The sequence below is a fragment of the Catellatospora sichuanensis genome, from assembly GCF_007483665.1.
Lineage (GTDB): Bacteria > Actinomycetota > Actinomycetes > Mycobacteriales > Micromonosporaceae > Catellatospora > Catellatospora sichuanensis.
This window is the reverse complement of the sequence record NZ_VIQO01000043.1, coordinates 79,289-104,455: the sequence shown is the minus strand read 5'-3', so window position 1 is coordinate 104,455 and position 25,167 is coordinate 79,289. Positions and strand designations below refer to the sequence as shown.

The window sequence follows — 25,167 nt, the reverse complement described above, 5'->3', positions numbered from 1 at the left end:
CCAGCACTGGCTGGCGTCACAGTGGGACCGCCGTGTTGGGGCCCTCTACGGTCAGGAAATCACCGCAGTCAGTGCCGAGACGAAGCCGTCGGTGGTGCGTTCGTCCCGCACGGCCACGCGCAGCCAGTCCGGGCCCAGCCCTGGGAAGGTGTCGCCGCGGCGCACCGCGTAGCCCGCGTCGCGCAGGCGACTGCGTACGCCCAGGCCGTCGGCGACCTTGAGCAGCACGAACGAGCTGGCCGGCGTGCCCGCGACGACCACCTGGGGCAGTTGCCGCAGCGCCGCGAGCAGGTGCTCGCGGCGGGCGGTCAGCTCGTGGGCGATCAGCTCCTCGGCCGCGACGGCCGCGGGTGTGGCGCAGGCGGCCGCCGCGGCGAGCGCGGGCGTCGACACCGGCCACAGCGGCTGTACGGCGGCCAGGCGGCGCACCAGGTCCGGCGCGGCCAGCAGGTAGCCGACGCGCAGCCCGGCCAGCGCCCAGGTCTTGGTGAGGCTGCGCACCACCACCAGGCCGGGCAGGTCGCGCCGGGCGGCCAGCGAGTGCGGCTCGCCGGGGATCGTGTCGGCGAACGCCTCGTCCACCACCAGCACCCGGCCCGGCCGGGCCAGGCTCGCGACCGTGTCGGCGGGGTGCGCGACCGAGGTCGGGTTGGTCGGGTTGCCGAGCAGCACCAGGTCGGCGTCGTCGGGCACGGCCGCCGGGTCCAGCGTGAACGGCTCCGGCAGCAGAGCGCGGTCCACCCGGTGCCCGCCGGCCAGCAGCGCCGCCTCCGGCTCGGTGAACTGCGGGTGCACCACCACCGGCTGCCGGGCCTCACGCAGCCCGTGCGCGAGCAGCGTGAACGCCTGTGCGGCACCGGCGGTGAGCAGCACCTCGTCCGGGTCCCGGCCGTGCCGGGCGGCGATCGCGGCCCGTGCCACGGTGCCGTCGGGGTAGGCGTCCAGACGGCTCAGCGACGCCCGAATCGGTTCGGCCAGCCATGTCGGCAGCGGAGCCTGCCGGACGTTCACCGCGAGGTCGATCAGACCGTCGCCGACCTCGACGTCACCGTGATGCCCGAGGTCGTAACCGTCCGGGCCGCTCACCGGCGCTGCCCGTTAAGAAGGGCACCTTCCTCTACGGAAAGCGTTAAGAAGGTGCCCTTCCTTCGCCTGAAGCGCCCGAAGGGCCCGAGGTGGGTGAGGCGGCCGAGGTGGGTGAGGCGGCCGAGGTGGGTGAGGCGGCCGAGGTGGGTGAGGCGGCCGAGGCGGGTGGCGGCGGCGAGGGTGGCGGCGGAGAGGCCGACGGCGGCGGAGAGGGTGGCGGCGCGGCGGATGTCGCGGGTGCGGGGGCCGGGGCCGTCGCCGAGGGTGGGGCGGGTCTCGGAGCGGCCGAAGTAGACGTTCGTGCCGCCGAGGCGTACGCCGAGAGCGCCGGCGAAGGCCGACTCGCACTGGCCGGAGTTGGGGCTGGGGTGGGCGCCTCCGTCGCGGCGCCAGACGGCGGCCGTACGCCCGGGCGAGCCGGACACCAGCGGCGCCGAGACCGTGGCCAGGGCGGCGGTGAGGCGGGACGGGAGCAGGTTGGCGGCGTCGTCGAGGCGGGCCGATGCCGTGCCGAACCGGGCATAGCGCGGCGAGCGGTGCCCGACCATGGCGTCCAGGGTGTTCACGGCCCGGTAGCCGACGAGGCCGGGCAGCCCGGCCAGCGCGCCCCAGACCAGTGGTGCCACCTCGGCGTCGGAGGAGTTCTCCGCGATCGACTCGACCGTCGCGCGGGCCAGGCCCGGCTCGTCCAGTGCGGACGGGTCGCGGCCGCACAGGTGTGACAGCCGGGCGCGGGCCGCGGCCAGGTCGCCCCGCTCCAGCGCCCCGGCCATCAGGCCGCCCTCGCGGCGCAGGCTGCGCCCGCCGAGCACGGCCCAGGTCCCGGCCGCCACCAGCACGGTACGCAGCACCGGCCGCTGCCGCGTGGCCCGCTGCGCGAGCACCGCCGCCGCCACCGGCAGCCCGACGGCCAGCGCGGTGAACGCGGCCCCGGCCCGGCGCGAGTCGGCATACGTGTACCGCTCGACGATCTTCGCGAAGTTCCCGAACCCGGCGACCGGGTGCAGCCGCCGCGGGTCGCCGAACGCCGCGTCGAGCGCCACTCCCGCCAGCAGGCCCAGCGCGTCGGCCCGCCGGGCCGCCCGCCCGGAGGTCACCGGCCGGGCTCCGGGAGCACGTCGGTGCCGGTGTCCAGGACGGCGCCGGCATCGTCGTGCGTGTCGTGCGCCGCCGGGGCAGCCACCTGGTCGGAGGTGGCCGGGTCGTCCATGAGGTGGCGGAAGGCGCGCAGGTTGTCGGTGGACTCGCCCCGGCTGATGCGCCAGCGCCACTCCCGCTTGATCGCGCTGCTGAAGCCCAGCTCCAGCAGGGTGTCGAAGGACTCGTCGGCGGCGGCCAGCACCGCGCCGAGCAGCCGGTCCAGCTCCTGCGGGGTGACCGCGGCCAGCGGCAGGCGGCCGGTCAGGTACACGTCGCCGACGGCGTCGACGGTGAACGCGACCCCGTACAGCTTCGCGTTGCGGCGCAGCAGCCAGGCCCAGACGGCCTCGCGGTTCTCGTCGGGCTGGCGCACCACGAACGCCTCGATGCGCAGCGCGTGCTCGCCGACGATGAGGTTCACGTTCGTCTTGAGCTTGTGGGTGCCGGGCAGGGTCACCACGTACGAGTGGGGCCCGGTGCGGTCCAGGGGCAGCTCGGCACAGGCCTGCTCGATCAGGGCGCAGGCCTCGGCGACCGTGGTCATGAGGCTCCTAGCGGGTCACCACCGGGCGCAGCCGGCGAGTTCGAGCTGCCGGCGGGACCGGTGCTCGGTCATCGCCTCACGATAGACGTCGAGCAGGCGGGCGGTCGTGTGGTCCCAGGAGAAGTCGTACGCGTGCTGCACCGCCCCGGCGGACAGCTCGTCGCGCCGGCCGGGCTCGGCGAGCAGCCGGTCCAGCACCCGGGCCCAGTCGGCCGCGCCGTGGCCGTCGACCAGCACGCCGCTGACCTCGTCGCGTACCGCGGTGACCAGCCCGCCGACGGCCGCGGCCACCACGGGCGTGCCGCAGGCCTGCGCCTCCAGCGCGACCAGGCCGAACGACTCGTTGTGCGACGGCACGGCGACGAGGTCGGCGGCCCGGTACACGTCGGCCAGCCGGTCCCCGGCCTGCGGCGGCAGGAAGCGCACCCGGTCGCGTACGCCCAGCGTGTCGGCCAGCTCGATCAGCGAGGTCGGGCGGTCCAGCCCGGTGCCGCTGGGGCCGCCCACGATCAGCGCGATCGCGTCGGGGTCGCGCAGCTCGGCCAGCGCCCGGATGAGCACGTCAGGTGCCTTCAGGGGCTGGATCCGGCCCACGAATGCGATGATCTTCGCCTGCGCCGGCAGGCCGAGGCGGGCTCGGGCGGCGAGACGGGAGTCCGGACGGAAGCGCTCCAGGTCGACGCCCGGAGCGACCACGGCGACCCGATCCAGCGGCGCGTGGTAGAGGTCGATCAGCTCACGGGCCTCGGTCGGGGTGTTCGCGACGAGCCGGTCGGACTGCTCGACGACCTGCTCCTCGCCCACCACGCGGCCCATCGGCTCGGCCCGGTCGCCCTCGGCCAGCTGCAGGTTCTTGACCTTGGCGAGGGTGTGCGCGGTGTGCACCAGCGGCACGCCCCAGCGGTCCTTGGCCAGCCAGCCGACCTGACCGGACAGCCAGTAGTGCGAGGCCAGCAGGTCGTAGTGGCCGGGCGGGCGGGCCGCCTCGATGCCGAGCACGCCGTGCGTGAACGCGCACAGCTGCGCGGGCAGGTCCTCCTTGGCCAGGCCCTCGTACGGGCCGGCGCTGATGTGGCGGACGGTCACCCCGGGCGCGAGTTCCGCGCGCGGGGGCAGGTCACCGCCCGTGGTCCGGGTGAAGATCTCGATCTCGATGCCCGCCTTGGCCAGGCGTTTGGACACCTCGACGATGTACACGTTCATGCCGCCCGCGTCCCCGGTGCCCGGTTGGTGCAGCGGGGAGGTGTGCACGGAGAGCGTGGCGATCCGCCTGGGCAGCCCCTGGGGGAGGGAACGAGAGTTCACGTGTCGATCAACATCCGAGGGGCCCGGTGTCTTCCCGATCCGGGGCGTGATGAGCGTCGCAGCCCGGATGATGGGACGCCGCGCCGCCTAGGATTCTGCTCATGTCGTACCAGAAGATCGCCGTCGTCTCCGGGGCGTCCAGCGGCATCGGCGCCGCCACCGCCCGACACCTCGCCGCCGCGGGCTACCACGTGCACGCGCTCGCCCGCCGCACCGACCGGGTCGAGGCACTCGCCAAGGAGATCAACGGCACCGCCGTGACCTGCGACGTCACCGACGACTACGCGGTCTCCTCCTACGCGGCGACGGTGGACCGGGTCGATCTGCTGGTGAACAACGCAGGTGGCGCGGTCGGCGCGGACACCGTGGCCAACTCCAGCATCGCCGACTGGCAGGCGATGTACGACGTGAACGTCCTGGGCACCCTGCGCCTGACCAAGGCCTTGCTCCCCGCGCTGATCGCCTCCGGCGCGGGCACCGTCGTCACCGTCAGCTCCACCGCCGGGCTCATCGTGTACGAGGGCGGCGGCGGATACGCCGCGGCCAAGCACGCCCAGACCGCCCTGGTCGAAACCCTGCGCCTGGAGTTGTGCGGCGACCCGGTCCGCGTCGTCGAGATCGACCCCGGCATGGTCAAGACCGACGAGTTCGCCCTCAACCGCTTCGCCGGCGACGCCGCCCGCGCCGCCTCCGTCTACGCCGGTGTCGAAAAACCCCTCACCGCCGACGACATAGCCGCCTGCGTCACCTGGTGCGCCACCCTCCCCCACCACATCAACATCGACCGCCTCGTCGTCCGCCCCCTAGCCCAAGCCGCCCAGCACAAGGTCCACCGCACCTGACCCCCTATTTCGCGTTGATCATGAACCTATGGCACGGTTCGACGGCGCGTCGCCGCCATAACTTCATGATCAACGCGGAGGGGGGCTGGTGAAGCCGCAGGGGGAGATCACCCGGGGGACCACGAATCCGAACCGGCTGCGCCGGGTGGATCGCTGGATCGCCTGGTGGTGCGCTCGCGCGCTGGCCGGCACCGCCGATCCGCTGGTCGTGGACCTGGGTTATGGGGCTACGCCGATCACGGCGGTGGAGCTGCGGGCGCGGCTGGCGCGGGTGCGCCCGGATGTCAGGGTCACCGGGTTGGAGATCGATCCGGTGCGGGTGGCGGCGGCGCAGGTCGCCGCGGACCCGCCGGGGCTGACGTTCGCGCGGGGCGGGTTCGAGCTGGCCGGCCTGCGGCCCGTCGTGGTCCGGGCCTTCAACGTGCTGCGGCAGTACGACGAGAGCGCCGTCCCCGCCGCCTGGACCACGATGACCGCGGGCCTGGCCCCGGACGGTTGGCTGATCGAGGGCACCTGCGACGAGCTGGGTCGACTCGCCACCTGGGCGGCGCTGCCCGCGGGCGCGTCCAGCCCGGCCACGCTGACCCTGGCCGCCAAGCTGTCCACCCTGGAGTCCCCGGCGACCTTCGCCGAACGGCTGCCCAAGGCCCTGATCCACCGCAACGTGCCGGGCGAGCCGGTGTACGACCTGCTGCGCACGCTCGACGAGGCCTGGCGGCACGCCGCCCCGCTGGCCGTCTTCGGCCCTCGCCAGCGCTGGCTGGACGCAGTCTCCCGGCTCAAGGCGGCGGGCTGGCCGGTCCTGGACCGGCCGTCCCGCTGGCGCCTCGGCGAGGTCACCCTCTCCTGGCCGACGCGCTGACCAGCGCGGAACCGATCTGCGGTGCCCCCGCGACAACGGACGCCCACGGTCTGAGCGCGGTCTCGCCGGGCACGATCCGGGAAGGATGATCCCTTCCGGCCGGGCCGGTCGTTACGTCCGTTATGAACCTTATCGGGGAGTTTTTTGCCCTATCGGCACATAGCCGCCAGCAGCTCACCGTGCAGTCCAGCCCGCCGTTCCTGCTCGGCGTCGGCCTGCTCCTGCTCGGCGTCGTCCTGCTGGTTGTTGCGTTCGTGCTGGCCCGACGGTCCGCCGAATGAACCGCGGGGACCTGATCCGCCTCGTCGTGCTGTTCATCGTCTGCAGCGGTCTCGGCTGGCTGGTGGGCGGCCTGCGCCGACCGCACCGGTGACCCTGACCGCACTGGTGCCCCGGCCGCGACCGCTGACCTCAGTTGCGCACCGGTGACTCAGCGGCGCGGCGCGGGCCTCAGAGTTCGCAGCCGACCAGGACCGGTTCCGGGCGCAGGGTGACCCCGAGCCGCTCGTGCACCGCGTCCCGGATCTCCACGGCGAGTTCCAGCAGCTCCCCAGTGGTGCCGCCGCCACGGTGCGTCAGCGCGAGGATGTGCTTGGACGAGATGCCGACCGGCCCGCGCGTATAGCCGCGCACGAAGCCCGCCCGCTCGATCAGCCACGCCGCGCTCACCTTCATCACCCCGTCGGCGCCCGGCCAGGCCGGGGGGTCCGCGCCGTCGGTCCGCCGGCACAGTTCCGCGTACGCCGCCGCGCTCAGCACCGGGTTGACGAAGAACGAGCCGACCGAGTCGGTGTCCGGGTCGCCCGGGTCGAGCACCATGCCCTTGTTGCGGCGCAGCTCCAGCACGGACGCGCGGGCGTCGGCCGACGGCACCCGGTCGCCCTCCCTGACCCCGAGCAGCCGGGCCAGCTCGGCGTGCCCCACCGGGCCGGACAGCGGGTCCCGGCGCAGCCGGAACGTCACGTCGAGCACGACCCATCGGTCGGTGTACTTGAACACGCTGTTGCGGTACTCGAAGCGGCAGTCCGCCGGGTTGAACACGTCGATCTCGCCCTCGGTACGGTCGTACACCGTCACCGACTCGATCGTCTGCGACACGTCCTGTCCGTACGCGCCGACGTTCTGGATCGGCGTGGAGCCGGACGCCCCCGGGATGCCGGACAGGCACTCCACGCCGGAGAGCCCGTCGGCGACCGTCTGGGCGACGCAGTCATCCCACGGGTGGCCTGCGGCGACGCGGACCGACACCTCGTCGCCGTGCTCGCCGACCACCTCGATCCCGCTGGACCGGATCAGCAGCACGGTGCCGGGGAAGCCGACGTCGCCGATGACCACGTTGCTGCCCCCGCCGAGGACCAGCAGCGGCTCGTCGGCACGGGCGGCCTCCTGCACGGCCGACACGATGTCGTCCGCGGACTCGGCCGTGACCAGCCTTCCGGCCGGGCCTCCCAGCCCTAGGGTGGTCAGGTCGGCGAGCGCGTGGCGGGCGGGACTATTGTCAGACACGTCACCACACTAGTGCCGCCACTGATCCCGAATGACCAGGTGGGGAAGACGCGATGAGGACGAGGCCATGAGAGCTCACGGCAGCAAGGAACTGTGGCTGGACTCGCTGCGTGCCGACGCGGCCGCGTTCCGCACCGTCGCCGGCGAGGCCGAACTGACCGCGATCGTGCCCACGTGTCCGGACTGGACCGTGTTGAACCTGGTGCACCACCTGGGCGGGGTGTACCGCTGGGTGCGCAGCTTCGCCAGCCGCGGGGTGACCAGCGCCCCCGACCCGGCCTCCCGGCGGCACGACTACCCGGGCGCGGACGAGTCGCTGACCTGGTTCGACGAGGAGTGCAAGAGCCTGCTCGAACTGCTCGACGCGCTCGACCCGCACATGCCCGCCTGGAACTGGGCCCCGCAGGCGAAGACGGCCGACTTCTGGCACCGGCGCATGGCGCACGAGACCGCCGTACACCGCTGGGACATGCAGATGGCGCAGGGCATGGCCGAGCCGCTCGACGACCGCCTGGCCGTCGACGGCATCACCGAGGTGCTGGACAGCTGGCTGCCCGCGGGCAGGCGCAAGGGCCCCACCGACCGGTACGGCGTCGTGCAGCTCACCGCGCCCGAGGAGGGCCAGGAGTGGTTCGTCCGGCTGCGCGGCGAGGGCATCGCGCTGCTCGACACCGACACCCTGCTCGACGCGGACGGCCCCGACACCCGTGTACACGCGGCCGGCCCGGCCAGTGACCTGATGCTCGCCCTGTGGGGCCGGATCGGTTTCGACACGCTCGAGGTGAGCGGCGACGAGTCGCTGCTGGCCTGCCTGCGTACCGGCTGAGCGGCGGCACAGATGCCCCGGCCGACCCTCGAACAGGTCGCGCAGCGGGCCGGGGTGTCCCGGGCCACCGTGTCGCGCGTCGTCAACGACTCCCCCACCGTCGCCGAGTCCATCCGCACCGCCGTGCGCCGGGCCATCGACGAGCTGGGCTACGTGCCCAACCAGGCCGCGCGCAGCCTGGTCACCCAGCGCACCGACTCGTACGCGCTGATCCTGCCGGAGAGCCCGTCCCGGGTCTTCTCCGACGACCAGTTCTTCCCCGGCATCATCCGCGGCGTCAGCCAGGAGCTCGACTCCGCGGACAAGCAGCTGGTGCTGATGGTGGCGGGCTCGCAGGCCAGCCACGACCGCATCGAGCGGTACGCGCTGGCCCGGCACATCGACGGCGTGCTCATCGCCTCGATGCACGGCGCCGACCCGCTGCCCGGCACGCTGGCCCGGATGGGCATCCCGGTGCTGTGCGGTGGCCGCCCGCTCGGCCAGACCCGGGTGCCCTACGTCGAGGTCGACAACGTCAACGGCGGCCGGATGGCGGTGCGGCACCTGCTGGAGACCGGGCGCACCCGGATCGCCACGATCGCCGGCCCGCAGGACATGGTGGCCGGCATCGACCGGCTCACCGGATACCGCGAGGAGCTGCGCGGCAGCGACCGCCGTTCGATCGTGGCCGTCGGCGACTTCACCCGCGACTCCGGTGCGGTCGCCATGCGCCAGCTGCTCGAGGACGACCCCGACCTGGACGCCGTGTTCGTCGCCTCCGACCTGATGGCCCACGGCGCGCTGCAGGCCTTGCAGGCCGCGGGCCGCCGCGTCCCCGACGACGTCGCCGTGATCGGCTTCGACGACATCGCCCTGGCCCGCTACACCGAGCCCCCGCTGAGCACGGTCCGCCAGCCCATCGTCGGCCAGGGCCGCGAAATGGCCCGCCAACTCCTCCGCCTGGCCGCGGGCGAATCCATCGCCGACAGCGTCATCCTCCCCACCGAACTCGTCATCCGCGGCACCACCTGAGCCAAGCGCCCAAAGGAAGGGCACCTTCTTAACGCTATGCGTTATAGAAGGTGCCCTTCTTAACGTTCGACATGCCGTGAGCAGGGCTTTCAGGGCGGCGCGCCGATGACGCGCGACGCTTGCCCGACGCGGGAGCGGGGCCGCGTCGCGAACCGTGCCATGGGCACTGCAGTTTCGGGGAAACTGCAGCATCGCGCGGCGGAATTCGAGCACTTTCCCCGAAACTGCAGCCACGCGCGGAGCGGCTGACGGGGCCGCGCGGAGTGGCCGGCGGGGTCAGCGCAGGGTGACGGTGGCCAGGACCGGGAAGTGGTCGCTGGCGGTGACCTGATCGAGGACGGCGAAGTCGGTGAAGGCGAGCTGCGGGGAGCCGAAGACCCAGTCGACCCGGTTGGTCGGCCGGTCGGTCGGCGAGGTCCAGGCCGCGCCGTGACCGGTGGCGTCCTGCGCCGACACCCAGCCCGCGCCCGTGAACTCACGCTGCTCGGGCCAGCTCGGCCAGAAGTTGAAGTCGCCCGCGACCAGCGTCGGCGCGGCCGGGTTCACCTGCGCCACCAGCTCGTCGATCTGCGCGAGCCGGGTCGGCGTGTTCGGCTTGCGGTGCGTCAGGTGCGCGGTGACCACGTCGAGGCTGCGGCCGCCGTGCAGGGTCAGCGTCGCCTTCAGGTACGACCGCCACATCGGCCCCTGCCCGTACGGCAGCAGCCCGGTGCGCACCCCGCTGACCGGCAGCCGGGTCAGCAGCAGGTTGCCGAACTGCCCGTCCGCGGCGGGTGACCACACGAACGGCATGCCCAGCTCGCGGGACAGGTACTCGGCCACGTCCACGCCGCCGCCGATGGCCCAGCCGCGGCTGACCTCCTGCAGCACCACGACGTCCGGGTTCGCGGCCCGGATCGCCTCGGCGAGCTGGTGCGGGTCGGCCCGGCCGGTGGCGTCGTCCCGGCCGTACTTGACGTTCCAGCTCAGCACCTGCACGTCGGTGGGACTCGCCACGACAGGCTCGGCGGCGGGCCGGGTCACGTGCATCAGCGTCGGCGCCAACAGCGCGAGCGCGAGCACCCCGGTGACCGGAGCGGGCCGTGCCACGACTCCGCGCAGGTCCACGCGCCAGCCGCCCGGGTGGTGCGGCCGGCGGCCCATCCCCGCCAGCCCGACGGCGACCGCGGGCGCGATCAGCAGCCACCGGTTGTCGAACGGCAGCGGCATGTCGTAGTGCACCTGGAACAGCAGCACGGGCAGGACCCAGACCAGCCCGTACGCCCAATCGCCGCGGTTGCCGGGGGCCGCGGTCGCCCGCGCGACGGCGACCGCCGCGGACAGTTGCGTGAGGGCGAGGCCGAGCAGCACCCATGGCCCGGTTCCCCACCAGGCCAGGGCGAGACCGCCGGCCATCCCGGCGAGCGCCGCCGCACCCGCGATCCAGTGATCGGGCTCGGGGATCGCGTTCGTGCCGCCGTGCAGGGTCAGCCGGCGTACCAGCTCGATCGCGACCAGCAGCACCGCGATCAGGACGGCCAGGCACAGCTGCAGCGCGACTCCCGACTGCGACGCGGCGAAGGCCGGGTTGCCCAGGGTCGTGGTCCACAGTGCGAGGTAACCGCCCAGCGCCCAGGTGCGCCCGGTGCCTGCCGCCCTCGGCCCGGCCTCGTCAGCGGCCGCGTGACGGATCGCCAGGAAGACCACCGCGAGAACCAGCGCCGTCAGGCCCGTGCGGTACGGCGGCTGCCCCCACGCCGGGTCCCAGGTGACCGTCAGCGAGCGGATGCCCAGGTCGACGACGCCACCGGCGAGCAGGCCGACGGTGGCGGTGACCGCATCGGCGGCCCGCCGCACGACCACCGCCAGCGCCGTCATACCGAACACCGCCCCGGCCGCCACCGTGGCCAGGGACGGCCCGAACGCCACGGCGCCACACCAGGCCAGGAGCAAAGCGATCGTCATGGTGATCAGCAGCGGAACCCGGCCGAGCAGACGCGGCAGCACCCGCAGGAGCACGCCGGGCACGGCGAAGATCGCGAGCGCGATCAGAGCGGCGTTGACGATGCCGACGGGTCCGGCCACCTGGTCCAGCAGCGGGCCGCAGGCGCGCAGCAGCTGGACGGTGACGGCGAACAGCAGCGCGACGAGGGCGAGGGTCTTGCGCGACACGGGCGGGGTCCTACTTCTCGATGGGCAGGCCGAGGGAGCGGCGGGCGAGCAGCGTACCGCCGGCGACCGCGGCGGGCATGATCAGCACCGCGCCGAACGGGATCAGGAAGCAGCAGAACACCGCGACGCCGAAGCCCAGCGCGCTCGCCCGGTGCCTGCGCAGCGCCACCCGGCGGTCCGGCAGCCGCAGGCCGCGGCGGTTGAACGCGACCGCGACGAGTTCCAGCGCCAGGAACCAGCCGCCGACGAACGCGCCGAGCACGGGGATCACCGTCTGCCCGACGACCGGGATGAACCCGCCCGCGAGCAGCGGGATCGCGATCATCAGCGACACCGCCAGCAGCCGCAGCGCGTCGAAGATGCTGCGCCGCAGCTCCTGGTGCCACGGCAGGTCCACCGCGTCGGGCACGCCGCCGAAGTCGTCCTCCACGGCCTTGCTGATCGCCTCGTAGAACGGGTCGCCGATGAGCAGCGTCACGGCGGTGAACGACACCACCGCGAACAGGCCGCTCACGCCGACGATGGCGATGCCGGCGATCAGGTGCACCGACGAGCGCAGGTCTGCCGACCAGTCGTCGGCGAACCAGGTGACCGTGCCCGACAGCTCTTCGAGGTAGTAGAACAGCAGCGTGAACAGCCCGGCGAACAGCAGCAGGCTGAGCACCGCGGGGATCAGCCCCAGCAGGATCAGCTTGGGGCTGCGCACGTATCGCCCGACGCCCCGCAGGAGCAGCCGTACGCCGGTGAAGAACTCTGAGACCGCTCGACCTGCCACGAACGGGGAGCCTAGTGGACGCCGGTGGGAGTCGTAAGGGTCCGCCGTCCAGCCGGCTCCGGGGCGAGCCACGCGCGGAAGGTCAGCCGTTCAAGAAGCCGGAAACCCGTTCCCGCAGGTCGGCGCGCTCATGCCAGAGCACCGAGGGCCGGTTGTAGATGTGCAGGGTGGCCTCCGGCAGCACCCCGGCCAGCTCCTCGGCGACCGCCGCCGGGTGCAGGTCGTCCCCGATGCAGCCGATGACCAGCACCTGGGCGCTGACGTCGCGGAGCAGGTTGACGTCCGGCACGGGCACCTGGTCGGGCAGGGTGAGCAGGCCGCTGCTCAGGCCGGTGTTCATCAGGGTGTTCAGGCGCTGGCGCACGTACGCCCAGCCCGACGCCCCGTTGCGGGCCGACGGCGGGATCTCCTCGACCACGGCGTTGGCCACGGTCGGCAGGTCTCCGCTGTTGATCGCCTCGAGCAGGTTGACCAGCCGGCGGCGGGCCGCCTCCGGCCGCGGGCGGTCGAGCACGGCGGGCAGGAACAGCACCACCTTCTCGAACCGGTCGGGCGTCTCGGCCAGCAGGCGGCACAGCGCGCCCGCGCCGAGGCTCACCCCGAGGGCGCGGGTGGCGCCCGTCATGTCGGCGATGGCGCGCAGGTCGCGGGCCAGGTCGCCGTAGTCCCACGCACCGCGCGGCGAGCTGGACTCGCCGTGCCCGCGGAACTGGAAGAAGACCCGCTTGCCGGTCACGGCGCTGCCCAGCGGCCGGGTCTCGGCGATGCCGTGGCCGAGCCCGTGCGCGAAGACGGTGACCGGCTCGCCGACACCGGTGCTGAGGCGTTCCAGTTGCACGCCGTGCGGGGTGTCGACGATCTCGGTGGGCAGCGCGGGCGGGGCGGGGCGGCCGGTGTTCGGGGCGGAGTTGCGCGGCTTGCCGAGGCGTCGGGGGAATCCGTCCGGCGGGGGCGGCCAGCGCAGATCGTTGATCACTGGTTCACCAGGGTCCTTCGGCGGCCTCACGCAGGCCGCGGCGCACGTCCAGCAGGTAGTACGCGGCGAGGCCGGCGCCGATGAAGGCGAACAGGCCGATGAAGGTGAAGATGGTCAGCAGGATCAGGAGCCCGATCACGGCCATCCAGCCGACCTTGGGCATGGTGCCGATCGCGGGGAACGCGTCCTTGCGCCGGATCACGCAGTCTGCGAAGGCCCAGAGCAGAACCCCGAGGATGAAGATCCACAGGATGTAATCGATCCAGCTCTTGATTACGAACGCAGCCATGGGTCACAGCTTAGAACCATCGAGCCCGGCATCCCAGCGGTGACGACGCCGGATACGTCTCGTCGCGGCGTGCCGACCGGTGGATCGGCGCGCCGCGACGAGAACACGGGGTCACTTCGCCGCGCGCGGCGGCTTCTTCGCGGTCGGCTTCGCGGCCGGGGGCACGTCCTCGGCCGGCTTGGCCTCAGCCTTCGCCTCCGCCGTGTGGGCGGACGGAGTCTCGGTCTTCGACTCGAAGTCCGGCGTCGCGGGCTGCTCCGTGAACGCCTGCTCGCCGCGGGCGACCAGGGCGTCGTAGAGCTTCGTGGCCTTCTCCGCCGCGGTCTGCGTGCCGGCGACGATGCTGTCGCGGATCTGCGCCGCGTCGACCTTCGAGGTGAACTCGGCGGCCTTGCCGGTGGCGAAGGCGCCGTACTCGTTGGCCTTGGCCTTCCACTGCGGCACATCGGTCTTGGCGGCCTGGTCGGCGAACTCCGCGGCCTTGTCGCGCAGCTTGTCGGCCAGCTCGGGCAGCTTGCGCAGCTGCTCGTACGCCATGTCGCCGACACCCGCCGCCGCGTAGAACGCGCTCGGGTAGGTGCGGTCCTCGGTCTTGCTCGACTTGCTCGACGTCTGGGTCATGGTCACTGTTCCTCCTGTGCCTGCTTGCGCACGGCCTTCTTGACCGCCTTCTTGACCGTCGGCTTCTTCGCCGTGGCAACGGTCTGCTCCGCCGGGGCCGCCGCGGGGGCGGACTCCGGGGTGGCGGCCTCTTCGGCGCGCGCGTTCTCGCGTACGAACGTCTCGTAGATCTGCGTGAGTGACTGCTTCTGCGCGACCGTCAGCAGCGGGTCGGCCGCGATCGCGGTCGGCACGCCCTGGTGGTCGTCAGAGCCGAGCAGCCCGGCTTTGAGGTACATGGCCGGGGTGGAGACCCGCAGCGCCGCAGCCAGCTGGGCCAGCACTTCGGCGGACGGCTTGCGCAGCCCGCGTTCGATCTGGCTGAGGTACGGATTGCTGATGTTGGCCTGCTCGGCCAGCTGCCGCAGGGAGATGCGGGCGTTCTCCCGCAAGTCCTTGATGAAGGCGCCGATGTCGGGACTCTGCACGACCACCAAGCTACCCACGACTGCTAGCAACAGCAAGCATATTGCTAACTACTAGCTAGCGACCTACGCCACGCCACAAACCACCACATCCCCGACCCACCCCAGCCCACGGCCACCCGGCAACAACGAGTCGATCATGAACTTATGGCACGGGTCACCGGCGTGTCCCCGCCACAACTTCATGATCACCGCGACTCGCGGTGCGAGGGGGTGGGCGGGTCACCAGAGGGGGTGGAGGGCGCCTACCTTGCGGCCGCCGCCGAGCAGGGGCGGGGTGGTGAGGGTGGGGACGTCGACGGCGATGCCGAGGCGGCGCAGGGCGGTGATCATGATGGGACCGCGGGCGCGGGCGGCGCCGTCGTCGATCTTGACGGCTACGGCGCCCTTGCCGGGTACGGCCGCCGCCCATACGCCTTCCGCGCCGACCTTGCAGACCAGGCCGGGCACGGCTCGCATGAGCCGGGCGTCCTCGCGATCGGTGCCGCTGACCAGTTCCGGGTACGCCCGCATGGCGTCGGCGACAGAGTGCTCCAGCGAGCCGGGCACGCCCTCGGCGAGCCGGCGGAACGCGGTGGCCAGGCCGGTCAGCGACAGCGCGAGCACGGGCGCGCCGCAGCCGTCGACACCCATCGCGGCCGCGGACTCGCCCGCGAACTCCTCGATGGTCTCGTTGAGGCGCTGCTGCAGCGGGTGGTCGGGCTGGAAGTAGTCCTCCGTGCCCCAGCCGGCGGCGCGGCAGGTGAGCAGCATGCCGGAGTGCTTGCCGGAGCAGTTCATGTAGACGCGCTGCGGGGTGCCTCCGCTGGCGATCTTCGCGGCGTCGTCCAGGGGCAGGTCGGGCGGGCAGCGCAGGGCGGCCTCGGTGAGCCCGCCGCTGCGCAGCAACGCGCGCACCCGGGCGATGTGGAAGTCCTCGCCGTAGTGGCTCGCGGCGACCAGGGCCAGGTCCGCCGGATCGGCCAGGCGCAGCCCGGCGCGCAGCATGCCGATGGCCTGCATGGGCTTGTTGGAGGAGCGCGCGAAGATCGGCCCGGTGACGTCACCGGCGGACGCGACCGGATTTCCGGCGGCGTCCAGGACGATCACCGACCCGCGGTGGCCGCCCTCGACGAAACCGCTGCGTTCCACTTCCACGAGCGGTACGCCGCCCTCGTAAACCTTGCCCATGGTAAGGAACGCTACCGGGGTTTCACATTTCAGCGCGGCGGGATCCCCAGGAGGTTGCGTGCCTCACCCGGGGTCAGCGCGGGGCGCTGCGCCAACCGGGCGAATGCGGACGCCCGCGCCACCAGCTGGGTGTTGGACTCGACCGGCTGCCCCTTGGCGTAGGTGACCGTGTCCTCCATGCCGACCCGCAGGTGGCCGCCCGAGCCGAGCGCGGTGAGCAGCACCGGCAGGGTGAACCGCCCGATGCCGGTGGCCGAGAACGTGGTGCCCTCGGGCAGCTCGCGCAGGGCCTGCTGGCAGGCGACCAGTGCGGCCGGGGTGCCGGGCATGCCGCCGGGCACGCCCATCACGAAGTCGACGTGCACGTGGCCGCCCGCGGGCAGGCCGTACTTGTCGAGCAGGCGCTGCAGGGCCCACAGCTGGCCCAGGTCGAAGATCTCGTACTCCGGCACGACGCCGCGCTCCTGCATACGGGTGTGCAGGTCGACGATGAACTCCCAGCGGTTCATGAAGACGTCGTCGCCGAAGTTGACGGTGCCCATGGTGCAGCTGGCCATGTCCGGGCCGGCGTCGAGCACGGCCAGGCGGGCGGACTCCGGGTCGTGCACCGAGCCGCCGCTGGACAGCTGCACGATCAGGTCGGTGCTGGAACGCAGCGCGGCGACGGTCTCACGCAGTCGGACCGGGTCGAGGCTCGGCTTGGCCTCGTCGTCGCGGATGTGCACGTGGATCACGCTCGCGCCGACGGACTCGCACTCCTTCGCGGTGGCGACCAGCTCGTCCAGCGTCACCGGCAGGGCGGGCACGTCAGCCTTGGCGGATTCCGCGCCGGTGGGCGCGACGGTGATCAGAGTCCCGTTCGTCATGGGCGCATCCTGTCATATTTCTAGTCAGGGTCGATAGAGGCCGTAGATTCTCCCGCGGTGAGGGGGGTGTCGCCGGAAATATTGCGCTTGAGGACCGCGAGCGCGATCGGTCCGAGTTCCGCGTGCCGGGCCGCCGTGCCGATGAATCCGACGGTACGGCCATTCGCCGTGATCTCGGTGCCACGCGCCGGAAGCTCGTCGGTGAGGATGCCGTCCAGGTGCAGCAGGCGCAGCGCGCGGGGCGGCTTGCCGAGGTGGTGCACCCGGGCCACCGTCTCCTGGCCCCGGTAGCAGCCCTTCTCCAGGTGCACCGCGGCGGCGGTCAGGTCCACCTCCGACGGCAGCGTCCGGTGATCGGTGTCCACCCCCACCCGGGCCTGCTTCGCGGCCGCCCGCACCGCCTCGTACGCCCACAGCCCCGCGGGCGGCAGCTCCAGCGCGGCCACCGTGGCCGAAGCGGTGTCGGCGGGCAGGAGCAGGTCCAGCACCGGCAGTTCGCCGAGGGAGCGCCGGCGGACGAAACCGCCGCCGGGCAGCGGGCTCAGCGCGTACACCGTGGTCGGCCGCGGCGGCAGCGCGCCGGTGGCGAACTTGGGCCCCGGCACCTCCAGCACGTCCGGCTCGGCGGGCACGGCGACGCCCAGTTTCGCGGCGGCGGCTAGTGCCCCGGGCCCGACCAGGCTGTGTACGACCAGATCGGCGGGCTTGATCTCGACCTGGGTGAAGAAGCGCATCTTGGTCAGGAAGGCGACCAGGCCGTCGACGGTGCCCGGCTCGACGTCCACCCAGAGCGTGCCGTCGAGCTCGGACACCCACAGCTCGTGCTCGATGTGCCCGTTCGGGGAGAGCACCAGCGTCCGGGTGCCCTGGCCGTCGGCCAGCGCGGTCAGGTGCTGCGTGGTCAGGTTGTGCAGGAAGCTCAGCCGCTCCGGGCCGGTCAGCGCCAGCACCCCGCGGTGCGAGCGGTCCACTGCCCCGGCCGCGGTCAGCAGGGTCCGCTGCTCGCGGTTCGGGTCGCCGTGGTGCGCCGCGACGGCGGCGTCGGCGGAATCCGGGTCGAAATGGCCCATCAGCACGGTCGTACCCATCACGCACAGCTCCCGCATAGTCCGAACAAGGCCACGTGCCCGATGTCCATCCGGAAGCCGCGCTGCGACAGCAGCCGCTCCGCGAGCGGGGCCAGCTCGCTCTGCTCCAGCTCGGTCACCGTGTCGCAGTTGCGGCAGACCAGGTGCACGTGCTGTACGACCGCCGCGTCGTGATACGTCGGCGCGCCGTGCGACAGGTGCACGTGGGTCACCAGCCCGAGCTCCTCCAGCAGCTCCAGGGTCCGGTACACGGTGGTGATGTTCACCCCGGAGGCCACCTCGCACACGGCGGCGTGCACCTGTTCCGGGGTGGCATGGACGAGCTGGCGCACGGCGTCGAGCACCAGTTGCCGCTGGGGGGTGAGCCGCAGGCCGCGGTCCCGGAGGAGTTCGGCCAGCTCGGCGGAGCCTTGTTCGGGCATCGTCCGATCATAGTTCGACACGCTGAAGCACCTCCGCCCGCGCGGCGTGACGTCGGCCGCCCGCCCTCGATCATCGAACTTGCCAGGCAGTCGTGCGTATCTTGAGCCGCCATTCGCACATGTGCCAGGCAAGTCGAACGATCGAGGCGGGCGCACGACGGGGCGGGCGGGTGCGGGCGACGGGCGGGCGAAGATCGCGGCGCGACGGCCGCGGTCACGGACCGGTGGGACGGCGGCGGGGGTGATCGTGGGGACGCGTAGCATTCCGGCCGTGGTGCAGCCTGTTCTCGTGGTCCATGGCCTTGGTGTGGTGCCGGCCGACACTCCCGTGCTCCGTGCCGACGATCTCGGCGTGCTGCGCGGCGACGGGGTCTTCGAGACCATGCACGTGCGGCCCGACGGCCGCGGCGGCGTGGAGCCGTGGCTGATCGGCGAGCACCTGGCCCGGATGGCCCGCTCGGCCGTCCGGATGGAGCTGGCCCTGCCCGCCGAGCCGGTGCTGCGCGAGCTGGCCGCGCTGGCCTGCGCGCAGTGGCCGGCCGAGGTCGAGGGCGCGCTGCGCCTGGTCTGCACCCGCGGCACGGAGGCGACGGCAGCCACCGGCGGCCCGGTCACCTGCTTCGCCACCCTGAACCCGATCGGCGCGGTCACCCTGGCCGCCCGCCACGAGGGCATCACCGTCACCACGATCTCGCTGGGCTACCCGGCCGACGCGCGCACGTCGGCCCCGTGGCTGCTGGGCGGCGTGAAGTCGCTGTCGTACGCGATCAACATGGCCTCGCAGCGCTGGGCGCTGGCGCAGGGCGTGGACGACGCGCTGTGGGTCTCCGAGGACGGCTACGCCCTCGAGGGCCCGACCTCGACGCTGGTCTGGCTGAGCGGGGACACGCTGTGCACGGTGCCCGTGGAGACCACCGGCATCCTGCCCGGCACGACCGCCCGGCACCTGCTCGACAACGCCGGCGACCTCGGCTGGACCGCCGCGGAGCGGATGGTCACCCCGGCCGAGCTGGCCGCGACCGACGGCGTGTGGCTGCTGTCGAGCGTGCGCGGCATCGCCGAGCTGCGGGCGATCGACGGCACGGCGACGACCCCGTCCGTGCACACCGAGAAGCTGCGCGCCTACCTGGGCTTCACGAACCTGGGTTGCTGAACGATCCCTCAGGTGACGTAGCCTGCGGAGCATGACCTCGCAGGCGTTTCTCATCGACGCGGTCCGCACCCCGTTCGGCCGCCACAAGGGCGGGCTGTCCGGCGTACGGACCGACGACCTCGCGGCCGCGCCCCTGGTCGCGCTGCTCAAGCGGCACCCCGAGCTGGACCCGGCGCTGATCGAGGACATCATCCTCGGCGACGCGAACGGCGCCGGCGAGGACAACCGCAACGTGGCCCGGATGGCGGCGCTGCTGGCGGGCCTGCCCGCGACGGTGCCCGGCGTGACCGTCAACCGGCTGTGCGCGGCGGGCGCCGAGGCGATCGTGCAGGCCTCCCGGGCGGTGCGCGCGGGCGACAACGACCTGGTCATCGCGGGCGGCGTGGAGAGCATGAGCCGCGCCCCGTTCGTGCTGGCCAAGCCCGACGCGGCCTTCCCCGGCGAGGCGAAGCTGTGGAACACCCAGCTCGGCTGGCGCATGGTCAACCCGCTGATGCCCGACGTGTGGACGGTGCCGCTGGGCGTGGCCGCCCAGCAGGTGGCGCAGGAGTTCGGCATCGGCCGCGAGGCGCAGGACGCCTGGGCGCTGCGCTCGCAGCAGCGTGCCGCCGCCGCCTGGGCGCAGGGCCGCTTCGACGACCGGGTCATCGAGGTCGCCGGGGTGACCCGCGACGAGTCGGTGCGCCCCGACACGAGCGCCGCGGCGCTGACGAAGCTGCGCCCCGCGTTCACCCCGGACGGCACCGTCACCGCGGGCAACTCCTCCCCCGTCAACGACGGCGCCGCGGCGACCCTGGTCGGCTCGGCCGCCGCCGTCGAGCGCCTGGGGGTGCGGCCGCTGGGCCGCATCGTGGCGAGCACGGTCGCGGGCGTCTCCCCGGAGCGCTTCTCCACCGGCCCGGTCCCCGCGATCCGCGCCCTGCTGGCCAAGGCGAAGCTCGGCTTCGGCGACATCGCCGCCTGGGAGCTGAACGAGGCGTTCGCCGCGATGGTGCTCAGCTGCCTGCACGAGCTGCCGGAGATCGACCCGGAGCTGGTCAACGTCGACGGCGGCGCGATCGCGTACGGCCACCCGCTGGGCGCGTCCGCACCCCGGGTCGTCACGGACCTGTGCCACACGCTGCGCCGCAAGGGCGGCGGCTACGGCATCGCGGCGGCCTGCATCGGCGTCGGCCAGGGACAGGCGGTGCTGGTCCATGTCGAGTAACCCGTTCGACCTGCTGCCGCCCGAGCAAAGGGCCCGCTTCGAGACGCTGGCCCGCGAGTTCGCGGAGTCCGGCCGTGAGCCCGCGACGCCCCGCGAGGCGTCGACCGTGGTGCTGATCCGCCCGGACCGCACGATCTTCCTGATCCGGCGGATGCGCGCGATGGCGTTCGGCGGCATGTGGGCGTTCCCCGGCGGCTCGCTGGAGGCCGGCGAGACCCCGGCCGACGCCGCGGTCCGCGAGATCCAGGAGGAGACCGGGGTGACCCTGCTCCCGGCCGCGCTGACCCCGTGGCACCGCTGGCTGACCCCGGTGTTCGAGCCGCGCCGCTTCGACACCTGGTTCTTCCTGGCCGCCATGCCCGACGGGCAGGACGCCGCGCTGCCCGAGTTCGAGGCCGACCGGGCCCGCTGGCTGACCCCGGAGGAGGCGATCGCCGAGCACGAGTCCGGCGAGCTGCCGATGCTCCCACCAACCCTGGTCACCCTGCGCGAGCTGGCCGCATACCCCTCGGTAGCGGACATGCTCACCACCCACCGCGACGTCACCACCCCCTACATGCCCACCCTCTGACCCACCCCCCGCGCGCCGCCCTGCCCACCTGGCGCAACTCTTGAAGACTTGCGGCCTCAGGGATGTCCTGAGGCCGCAAGTCTTCAAGAGTTGCCGCAGGCCCGGGGCCACGGCAGGCGCGGATGGGGCGAGCGGCGGTCAGCCGAAGCGGCCGGTGATGTAGTCCTCGGTGCGCTTGTCGGCCGGGTTGGTGAAGATTCGGCCGGTGTCGTTGAACTCGACCAGGCGGCCGTGGCGCACGCCGGCCTCGTCGAGCTCCGCGGTGAAGAACGCGGTGTGGTGGCTGACGCGGGCAGCCTGCTGCATGTTGTGGGTCACGATCACGATGGTGTACGTGCCCGCCAGGTCGTGCATCAGGTCCTCGATCTTGCCGGTGGCGATCGGGTCGAGCGCGGAGCACGGCTCGTCCATGAGGATCACCTCGGGCTTGACCGCGATCGCGCGCGCGATGCACAGGCGCTGCTGCTGGCCGCCGGACAGGGCCAGACCGCTGGTCTTGAGCTTGCCCTTGACCTCGTCCCACAGGGCCGCGCCGCGCAGCGCCTGCTCGACGCGGTCGTCCATGTTGTCCTTGATCCCGTTGATCTTCAGGCCGTAGGCCACGTTCTCGTAGATGGACTTCGGGAACGGGTTCGGCTTCTGGAAGACCATGCCGATGCGGCGGCGCACCTGGATCGGGTCGACGTCCGGCGCGTAGAGGTCCTGGCCGTGGAACGTGATCTTGCCGGCCACCCGGGCGCCCGCCACGAGGTCGTTCATCCGGTTGAGCGAGCGCAGCACGGTGCTCTTGCCGCAGCCCGACGGGCCGATGAGCGCGGTGATCTGGTGCTCGCGGACCGCCATGGTGGTGCCCCGCACGGCCTCGTAGTTGCCGTAGAAGACGCTGACGTTCTCCAGCTGCATCACCGGCGTTGCGGATGCGACGGGCATGGCGGGCACGGCTCCCGGAAGAAGGGTGGACAGGGTGAAGTCGCTGCTCATGGTGGTCATCCTCAACGTTCCTTGATGGCGAAGCGGCTGGAGATCAGGCGGGACGCGACGGTGAACAGGAGCACGATCACCATCAGCGTGAGCGCCGCGCCCCAGGCACGTTCCTGTGCCGCCGGGAACGGCTCTCCGGCGTTCTTGAAGATCTGCGCGGCCAAGGTGGTGTTGGCGCCCTCCAGGCTCCAGTTCGACGCGAAGACCGTGCCGGCCACCAGCACGACCGGTGCGGTCTCGCCCGCGGCACGCGCGATGGCCAGCATCACGCCGCTCACGATGCCGGAGATCGCCGCGGGCAGCACCACGGAGACGGTCGTCTTCCAGCGCCGGGCGCCGAGCGCGGCGCTGGCCTGGCGCAGCTCGTCCGGCACCAGGCGGAGCATCTCCTCCGAGCTGCGGATGATCACCGGGAGCATGAGGCAGCCCAGGGCGAGCGCGGCCGCGAAGCCGGACTGCTCCTTCACCACGAGCACGTACGAGACGTAGATGAACAGACCCATGACGACCGAGGGCACGCCCGTCATGACGTCGGACATGGTCCGGATGAGCCGGGCCAGCGCGTTCTGCTTGCCGTACTCGTTGAGGTAGATCGAGCCGAGCACACCGAGCGGAATCGCCATGGCAGCCGCGGCTCCGGTGATGACCAGGGTGCCGGCCACGGCGGGGCCCATGCCGCCGCCGATCCGGCGAGCCGAGTTGGGGATGTCCTCGATGAGGAAGTCCCAGCTGATGACCGCGATGCCCCGACTGGTCACGTGGTAGATCACCAGGCCCAGCGGGATGAGCGCGATCAGCAGCGCCAGGCCCATGAGCGACTTGCTGAAGCCGTCGGTCAGCCGGCGGCGCAGCGGCAGCGCGGAGCGGCGCAGGTCCGCCGGCACCGGAGCGGCCGCCGCGGGACGGGTGGCGGTCGTCGTCATGGCTTCTCCTCGCTTCGCTCGTCGGCGCCATCGCCGAACACCATGATTCGCTCGCGAAGCTCGCTCACGGCTTCTCCTCGCTTCGCTCGTCGGCGCCATCGCCGAACACCATGATTCGCTCGCGAAGCTCGCTCACGGCTTCTCCTCGCTTACCTCGTCAGGGCCCTCGACCGGCGCCGTGATGCGCACGCTCATGCCGCGGCTCCCCTCATCCGGATCTCCGCTCGGCGTACGACGAATCGGGCGACCAGGTTGACCAGCACCGTGATGACGAACAGCACCACGCCCATGCCGATCAGGGCCGCCGTGAACACGCCCGTGGACTCGCCCCACTGGTCGACGATGATCGCCGGCAGCGCGTAGCCGCTCTCGAAGAGGTTCGCGGTGATCTGCACCGAGCTGCCGATGACCAGGGCGACCGCGATGGTCTCGCCCATCGCGCGGCCCAGGCCGAGGATCACCGCGCCGACCACGCCGCCGAAGCTGTGCGGCAGCACCGCACCCTTGATCATTTCCCAGCGGGTGGCGCCGAGCGCCCAGGCCGCCTGCTTGTCGGAGTCGGGCACGGTCGCGAAGACCTCGCGGGCGATCGACGTGATGATCGGGACGATCATGATGGCGAGGATCAGGCCCGCGGTCATGAAACTGCGACCGCTGCTACGCGGCTCGCCGAACAGCGACCCGAGCAGCGGCACGCCGCCCAGCACGTCGTGGATCCACTGGTAGACCGGCACCATGGCGGGCGCGACGACCAGGATCCCCCAGAGGCCGAAGACCACCGAAGGCACCGCGGCCAGCAGGTCGATGAGCGTGACGATGGCGGTGCGGATGCGGCGCGGCGCCAGCTCGGTCAGGAAGAGCGCGATGCCGACCGAGACGGGGACCGCGACGATCACGGCGATCGCGGAGACGACGAGCGTGCCGTAGAGGAAGGCGAGCGTGCCGTAGACCGGCTTCGCCGGGCCGTCGCCGTCGGGGTCGTTGGGGATCCAGGTCGAGCTGGTGAAGAACTCGGCGGAGAAGGCCGGATACGCCTGCTTCACCATGGTGACCAGGATCAACGCCAGGATCACCAGCACCGCGAAGCCCGCGGAGACGCACAAGGCCCAGAAGAGCCGGTCGGCGTGCCTGCCGCGGTCCTTCCGGGTCAGCTGAGCGGATTTGTCTAGGACTGTCATCTGTCTACTCCGAGGGGTGGCCTGGCGAGGCCGGTGCGGCGGGTCCGGAGGGACCCGCCGCACCGGGGGTCGTGCTCAGGTCAGATCAGCTTCAGCTGACCTTGTCCAGCTGGGCGAGAGCCTTGGCCTGCAGGTCGGCCGGCAGCACCGCGTAGTTGACCTCGGCCGCGATGGCCGCACCGTCGGTCAGCAGGTACTTGACGAAGCCCTTGACCAGCTCGGCCTTCTTCGGGTCGTCGTACTTCGGCTTGACCAGCAGGTAGGTCGGCGCCGTGATCGGGTAGGACGTCGCGCCCGCCGCGTTCAGCGGGTTGAACGTCAGGTCGTCCTTGAGCTCGGCGCCGCCGAGGGCCGCGGTGGCACCCTCCAGCGTCGGGAGCACGTACTGGCCGTCCTTGTTCTTGATCGCGGCGAAGGACAGGCCCGAATCCTTGGCGTCGCTCAGGTCGACGTAGCCGATACCGCCGTCGGCGGCCTTGATCAGCTGCGCCACACCGGTGTTCTTGGCACCGGCCTGGGTGTCGGCCGGCCACGCGACGGTGTCGCCGCTGCCCAGCTTCCAGGCGTCGGCCGCGGCGGCGGCCAGGTACTTGGTGAAGTTGTTGGTGGTGCCCGAGCCGTCCGAGCGGTGCGCCACGGAGATGGCGGTAGCCGGCAGGGTCACCCCCGGGTTGTCGGCGACGATCTCCGGCGCGTTCCAGGTCTTGATCTCACGCTGGAAGATCTTGGCCAGGGTGACCGGGCTGAGCTGCAGCTTGTCGACACCCTTGAGGTTGTACGAAACGGTGATCGGCGCCGCGACGGTCGGGATGTAGAGGAAGGAACCGGCCGGCACGCCGTCGGTGTCCTTGACCGTGCTGTCGGTGCCGGCGAAGTCGACCAGGCCGGAGCCGAACTCCTTCTTGCCGGTGCCCGAGCCCACCGAGTTGTAGGTGACCTTGAGGTTCGGGGCGTCGGCCTTCAGGGTGGTGATGACCTCCTGGTAGTAGGTGTTCGGGAAGCTGGCTCCCGACGCCTTCAGTTCACCGGAGAGAGAGGCCCACGCGCCGGTGTCGGCGCTGGCGGAGGGGTCGGTGCCCGGGTCGCCCTTCGAGGAGCAACCGGCAAGAGCAAGCGCAGCGATCGCGACGCCCGCAAGCACGCGCCGAGAGAGCACGTTACGGTTCACTTCAGGGGTGCCTTCCTAGTCAGGGATAACGGCCGTCGCCGG

The 25,167-nt window shown here is 72.2% G+C and carries 26 protein-coding genes; 7 read left to right on the top strand and 19 right to left on the bottom strand.

The features are described from left to right. Positions 1-51: 51 nt before the first annotated feature. Genes cobC through mshA form a run of 4 tightly spaced genes read right to left on the bottom strand, consistent with a single transcriptional unit; the run spans position 52 to position 4,075 of the window. Entirely contained in the window at positions 52-1,086 is a 1,035-nt protein-coding gene (cobC, locus tag FLL47_RS39685; protein ID WP_144127834.1) for an Rv2231c family histidinol phosphate aminotransferase CobC, read from the bottom strand. Continuing rightward, complete coding sequence (locus FLL47_RS39680; protein ID WP_144127833.1) at positions 1,083-2,183, bottom strand: cobalamin biosynthesis protein; 1,101 nt, start codon at positions 2,181-2,183, stop codon at positions 1,083-1,085. The genes cobC and FLL47_RS39680 overlap by 4 nt, the downstream gene beginning before the upstream one ends. Next, entirely contained in the window at positions 2,180-2,770 is a 591-nt protein-coding gene (locus tag FLL47_RS39675) for a type III secretion system chaperone family protein (protein WP_144127832.1), read from the bottom strand. Before FLL47_RS39675 ends, FLL47_RS39680 begins: the two co-directional genes overlap by 4 nt. A gap of 15 nt (positions 2,771-2,785) precedes the next feature. After that, entirely contained in the window at positions 2,786-4,075 is a 1,290-nt protein-coding gene (mshA, locus tag FLL47_RS39670; protein WP_144127831.1) for a D-inositol-3-phosphate glycosyltransferase, read from the bottom strand. A gap of 101 nt (positions 4,076-4,176) precedes the next feature. On the opposite strand from mshA, the gene FLL47_RS39665 reads away from it, so the two are divergent. Both FLL47_RS39665 and FLL47_RS39660 read left to right on the top strand, forming a co-directional pair. Further along, a complete protein-coding gene (locus tag FLL47_RS39665; RefSeq protein WP_144127830.1) occupies positions 4,177-4,917 on the top strand; it encodes an SDR family NAD(P)-dependent oxidoreductase in 741 nt (246 codons plus the stop codon). Positions 4,918-5,005: 88 nt separating this feature from the next. After that, positions 5,006-5,779: a class I SAM-dependent methyltransferase gene (locus tag FLL47_RS39660; RefSeq protein WP_425457820.1), complete on the top strand. Its 774-nt coding sequence runs from the start codon at positions 5,006-5,008 to the stop codon at positions 5,777-5,779. A 450-nt stretch (positions 5,780-6,229) separates the two neighbouring features. On the opposite strand, the gene FLL47_RS39655 is transcribed toward FLL47_RS39660, so the two are convergent. Continuing rightward, entirely contained in the window at positions 6,230-7,285 is a 1,056-nt protein-coding gene (locus FLL47_RS39655; RefSeq protein WP_144127828.1) for a UDP-N-acetylmuramate dehydrogenase, read from the bottom strand. A 67-nt stretch (positions 7,286-7,352) separates the two neighbouring features. Between FLL47_RS39655 and FLL47_RS39650 the strand changes: the two genes are divergently transcribed. Further along, positions 7,353-8,111 carry a maleylpyruvate isomerase family mycothiol-dependent enzyme gene (locus FLL47_RS39650; protein ID WP_144127827.1) on the top strand — a complete coding sequence of 253 codons (759 nt, stop codon included), beginning with the start codon at positions 7,353-7,355 and terminating at the stop codon, positions 8,109-8,111. 12 nt (positions 8,112-8,123) lie between these two features. Further along, positions 8,124-9,122 carry a LacI family DNA-binding transcriptional regulator gene (locus FLL47_RS39645; protein ID WP_144127826.1) on the top strand — a complete coding sequence of 333 codons (999 nt, stop codon included), beginning with the start codon at positions 8,124-8,126 and terminating at the stop codon, positions 9,120-9,122. A 276-nt stretch (positions 9,123-9,398) separates the two neighbouring features. Here the strand turns inward: FLL47_RS39645 and FLL47_RS39640 are convergent, their stop codons facing one another. The 10 genes from FLL47_RS39640 to FLL47_RS39595 all read right to left on the bottom strand — a co-directional run bounded on the left by FLL47_RS39640 (position 9,399) and on the right by FLL47_RS39595 (position 17,944). Then, on the bottom strand, positions 9,399-11,273 hold the full coding sequence (locus FLL47_RS39640; RefSeq protein WP_144127825.1) for an endonuclease/exonuclease/phosphatase family protein: 1,875 nt from the start codon (positions 11,271-11,273) through the stop codon (positions 9,399-9,401). A 10-nt stretch (positions 11,274-11,283) separates the two neighbouring features. Next, complete coding sequence (locus FLL47_RS39635) at positions 11,284-12,048, bottom strand: EI24 domain-containing protein (protein ID WP_144127824.1); 765 nt, start codon at positions 12,046-12,048, stop codon at positions 11,284-11,286. Positions 12,049-12,130: 82 nt separating this feature from the next. Continuing rightward, positions 12,131-13,021: an alpha/beta fold hydrolase gene (locus FLL47_RS39630; protein WP_144127853.1), complete on the bottom strand. Its 891-nt coding sequence runs from the start codon at positions 13,019-13,021 to the stop codon at positions 12,131-12,133. A gap of 7 nt (positions 13,022-13,028) precedes the next feature. Continuing rightward, entirely contained in the window at positions 13,029-13,313 is a 285-nt protein-coding gene (locus FLL47_RS39625) for a DUF2516 family protein (protein WP_144127823.1), read from the bottom strand. A gap of 111 nt (positions 13,314-13,424) precedes the next feature. Next, positions 13,425-13,934 (bottom strand): hypothetical protein, encoded by a 510-nt coding sequence (locus FLL47_RS39620; protein WP_144127822.1) that lies wholly within the window; start codon positions 13,932-13,934, stop codon positions 13,425-13,427. A 2-nt stretch (positions 13,935-13,936) separates the two neighbouring features. Continuing rightward, positions 13,937-14,401: a helix-turn-helix domain-containing protein gene (locus FLL47_RS39615; RefSeq protein WP_144127821.1), complete on the bottom strand. Its 465-nt coding sequence runs from the start codon at positions 14,399-14,401 to the stop codon at positions 13,937-13,939. A gap of 219 nt (positions 14,402-14,620) precedes the next feature. Continuing rightward, on the bottom strand, positions 14,621-15,568 hold the full coding sequence (locus FLL47_RS39610) for an asparaginase (protein ID WP_144127820.1): 948 nt from the start codon (positions 15,566-15,568) through the stop codon (positions 14,621-14,623). Positions 15,569-15,597: 29 nt separating this feature from the next. After that, complete coding sequence (locus FLL47_RS39605) at positions 15,598-16,434, bottom strand: beta-keto acid cleavage family enzyme (RefSeq protein WP_144127819.1); 837 nt, start codon at positions 16,432-16,434, stop codon at positions 15,598-15,600. 20 nt (positions 16,435-16,454) lie between these two features. Continuing rightward, positions 16,455-17,522, bottom strand: coding sequence for a CAF17-like 4Fe-4S cluster assembly/insertion protein YgfZ (gene ygfZ, locus FLL47_RS39600; RefSeq protein ID WP_246159288.1), 1,068 nt, complete (start codon positions 17,520-17,522; stop codon positions 16,455-16,457). Next, positions 17,522-17,944 carry a Fur family transcriptional regulator gene (locus FLL47_RS39595; RefSeq protein ID WP_144127817.1) on the bottom strand — a complete coding sequence of 141 codons (423 nt, stop codon included), beginning with the start codon at positions 17,942-17,944 and terminating at the stop codon, positions 17,522-17,524. Before FLL47_RS39595 ends, ygfZ begins: the two co-directional genes overlap by 1 nt. Before the next feature lie 271 nt (positions 17,945-18,215). On the opposite strand from FLL47_RS39595, the gene FLL47_RS39590 reads away from it, so the two are divergent. Genes FLL47_RS39590 through FLL47_RS39580 form a run of 3 tightly spaced genes read left to right on the top strand, consistent with a single transcriptional unit; the run spans position 18,216 to position 20,875 of the window. Next, complete coding sequence (locus FLL47_RS39590; protein ID WP_246159287.1) at positions 18,216-19,097, top strand: aminotransferase class IV; 882 nt, start codon at positions 18,216-18,218, stop codon at positions 19,095-19,097. A gap of 31 nt (positions 19,098-19,128) precedes the next feature. Further along, positions 19,129-20,304 (top strand): thiolase family protein, encoded by a 1,176-nt coding sequence (locus tag FLL47_RS39585; protein WP_144127816.1) that lies wholly within the window; start codon positions 19,129-19,131, stop codon positions 20,302-20,304. Beyond that, the gene (locus FLL47_RS39580; protein ID WP_144127815.1) at positions 20,294-20,875 is read left to right on the top strand and encodes an NUDIX hydrolase; all 582 of its coding nucleotides are present in this window, start codon (positions 20,294-20,296) and stop codon (positions 20,873-20,875) included. The genes FLL47_RS39585 and FLL47_RS39580 overlap by 11 nt, the downstream gene beginning before the upstream one ends. 138 nt (positions 20,876-21,013) lie before the next feature. Here the strand turns inward: FLL47_RS39580 and pstB are convergent, their stop codons facing one another. The 4 genes from pstB to pstS form a co-directional block, all read right to left on the bottom strand. Beyond that, positions 21,014-21,805 carry a phosphate ABC transporter ATP-binding protein PstB gene (gene pstB / locus FLL47_RS39575; RefSeq protein ID WP_246159290.1) on the bottom strand — a complete coding sequence of 264 codons (792 nt, stop codon included), beginning with the start codon at positions 21,803-21,805 and terminating at the stop codon, positions 21,014-21,016. Positions 21,806-21,867: 62 nt separating this feature from the next. Next, positions 21,868-22,779, bottom strand: a complete 912-nt coding sequence (gene pstA, locus FLL47_RS39570; protein WP_144127813.1) for a phosphate ABC transporter permease PstA — start codon at positions 22,777-22,779, stop codon at positions 21,868-21,870. Positions 22,780-22,970: 191 nt separating this feature from the next. After that, positions 22,971-23,957: a phosphate ABC transporter permease subunit PstC gene (pstC, locus tag FLL47_RS39565; RefSeq protein WP_144127812.1), complete on the bottom strand. Its 987-nt coding sequence runs from the start codon at positions 23,955-23,957 to the stop codon at positions 22,971-22,973. A gap of 91 nt (positions 23,958-24,048) precedes the next feature. Beyond that, positions 24,049-25,113: a phosphate ABC transporter substrate-binding protein PstS gene (gene pstS / locus FLL47_RS39560; RefSeq protein ID WP_246159286.1), complete on the bottom strand. Its 1,065-nt coding sequence runs from the start codon at positions 25,111-25,113 to the stop codon at positions 24,049-24,051. Positions 25,114-25,167: the final 54 nt, after the last annotated feature.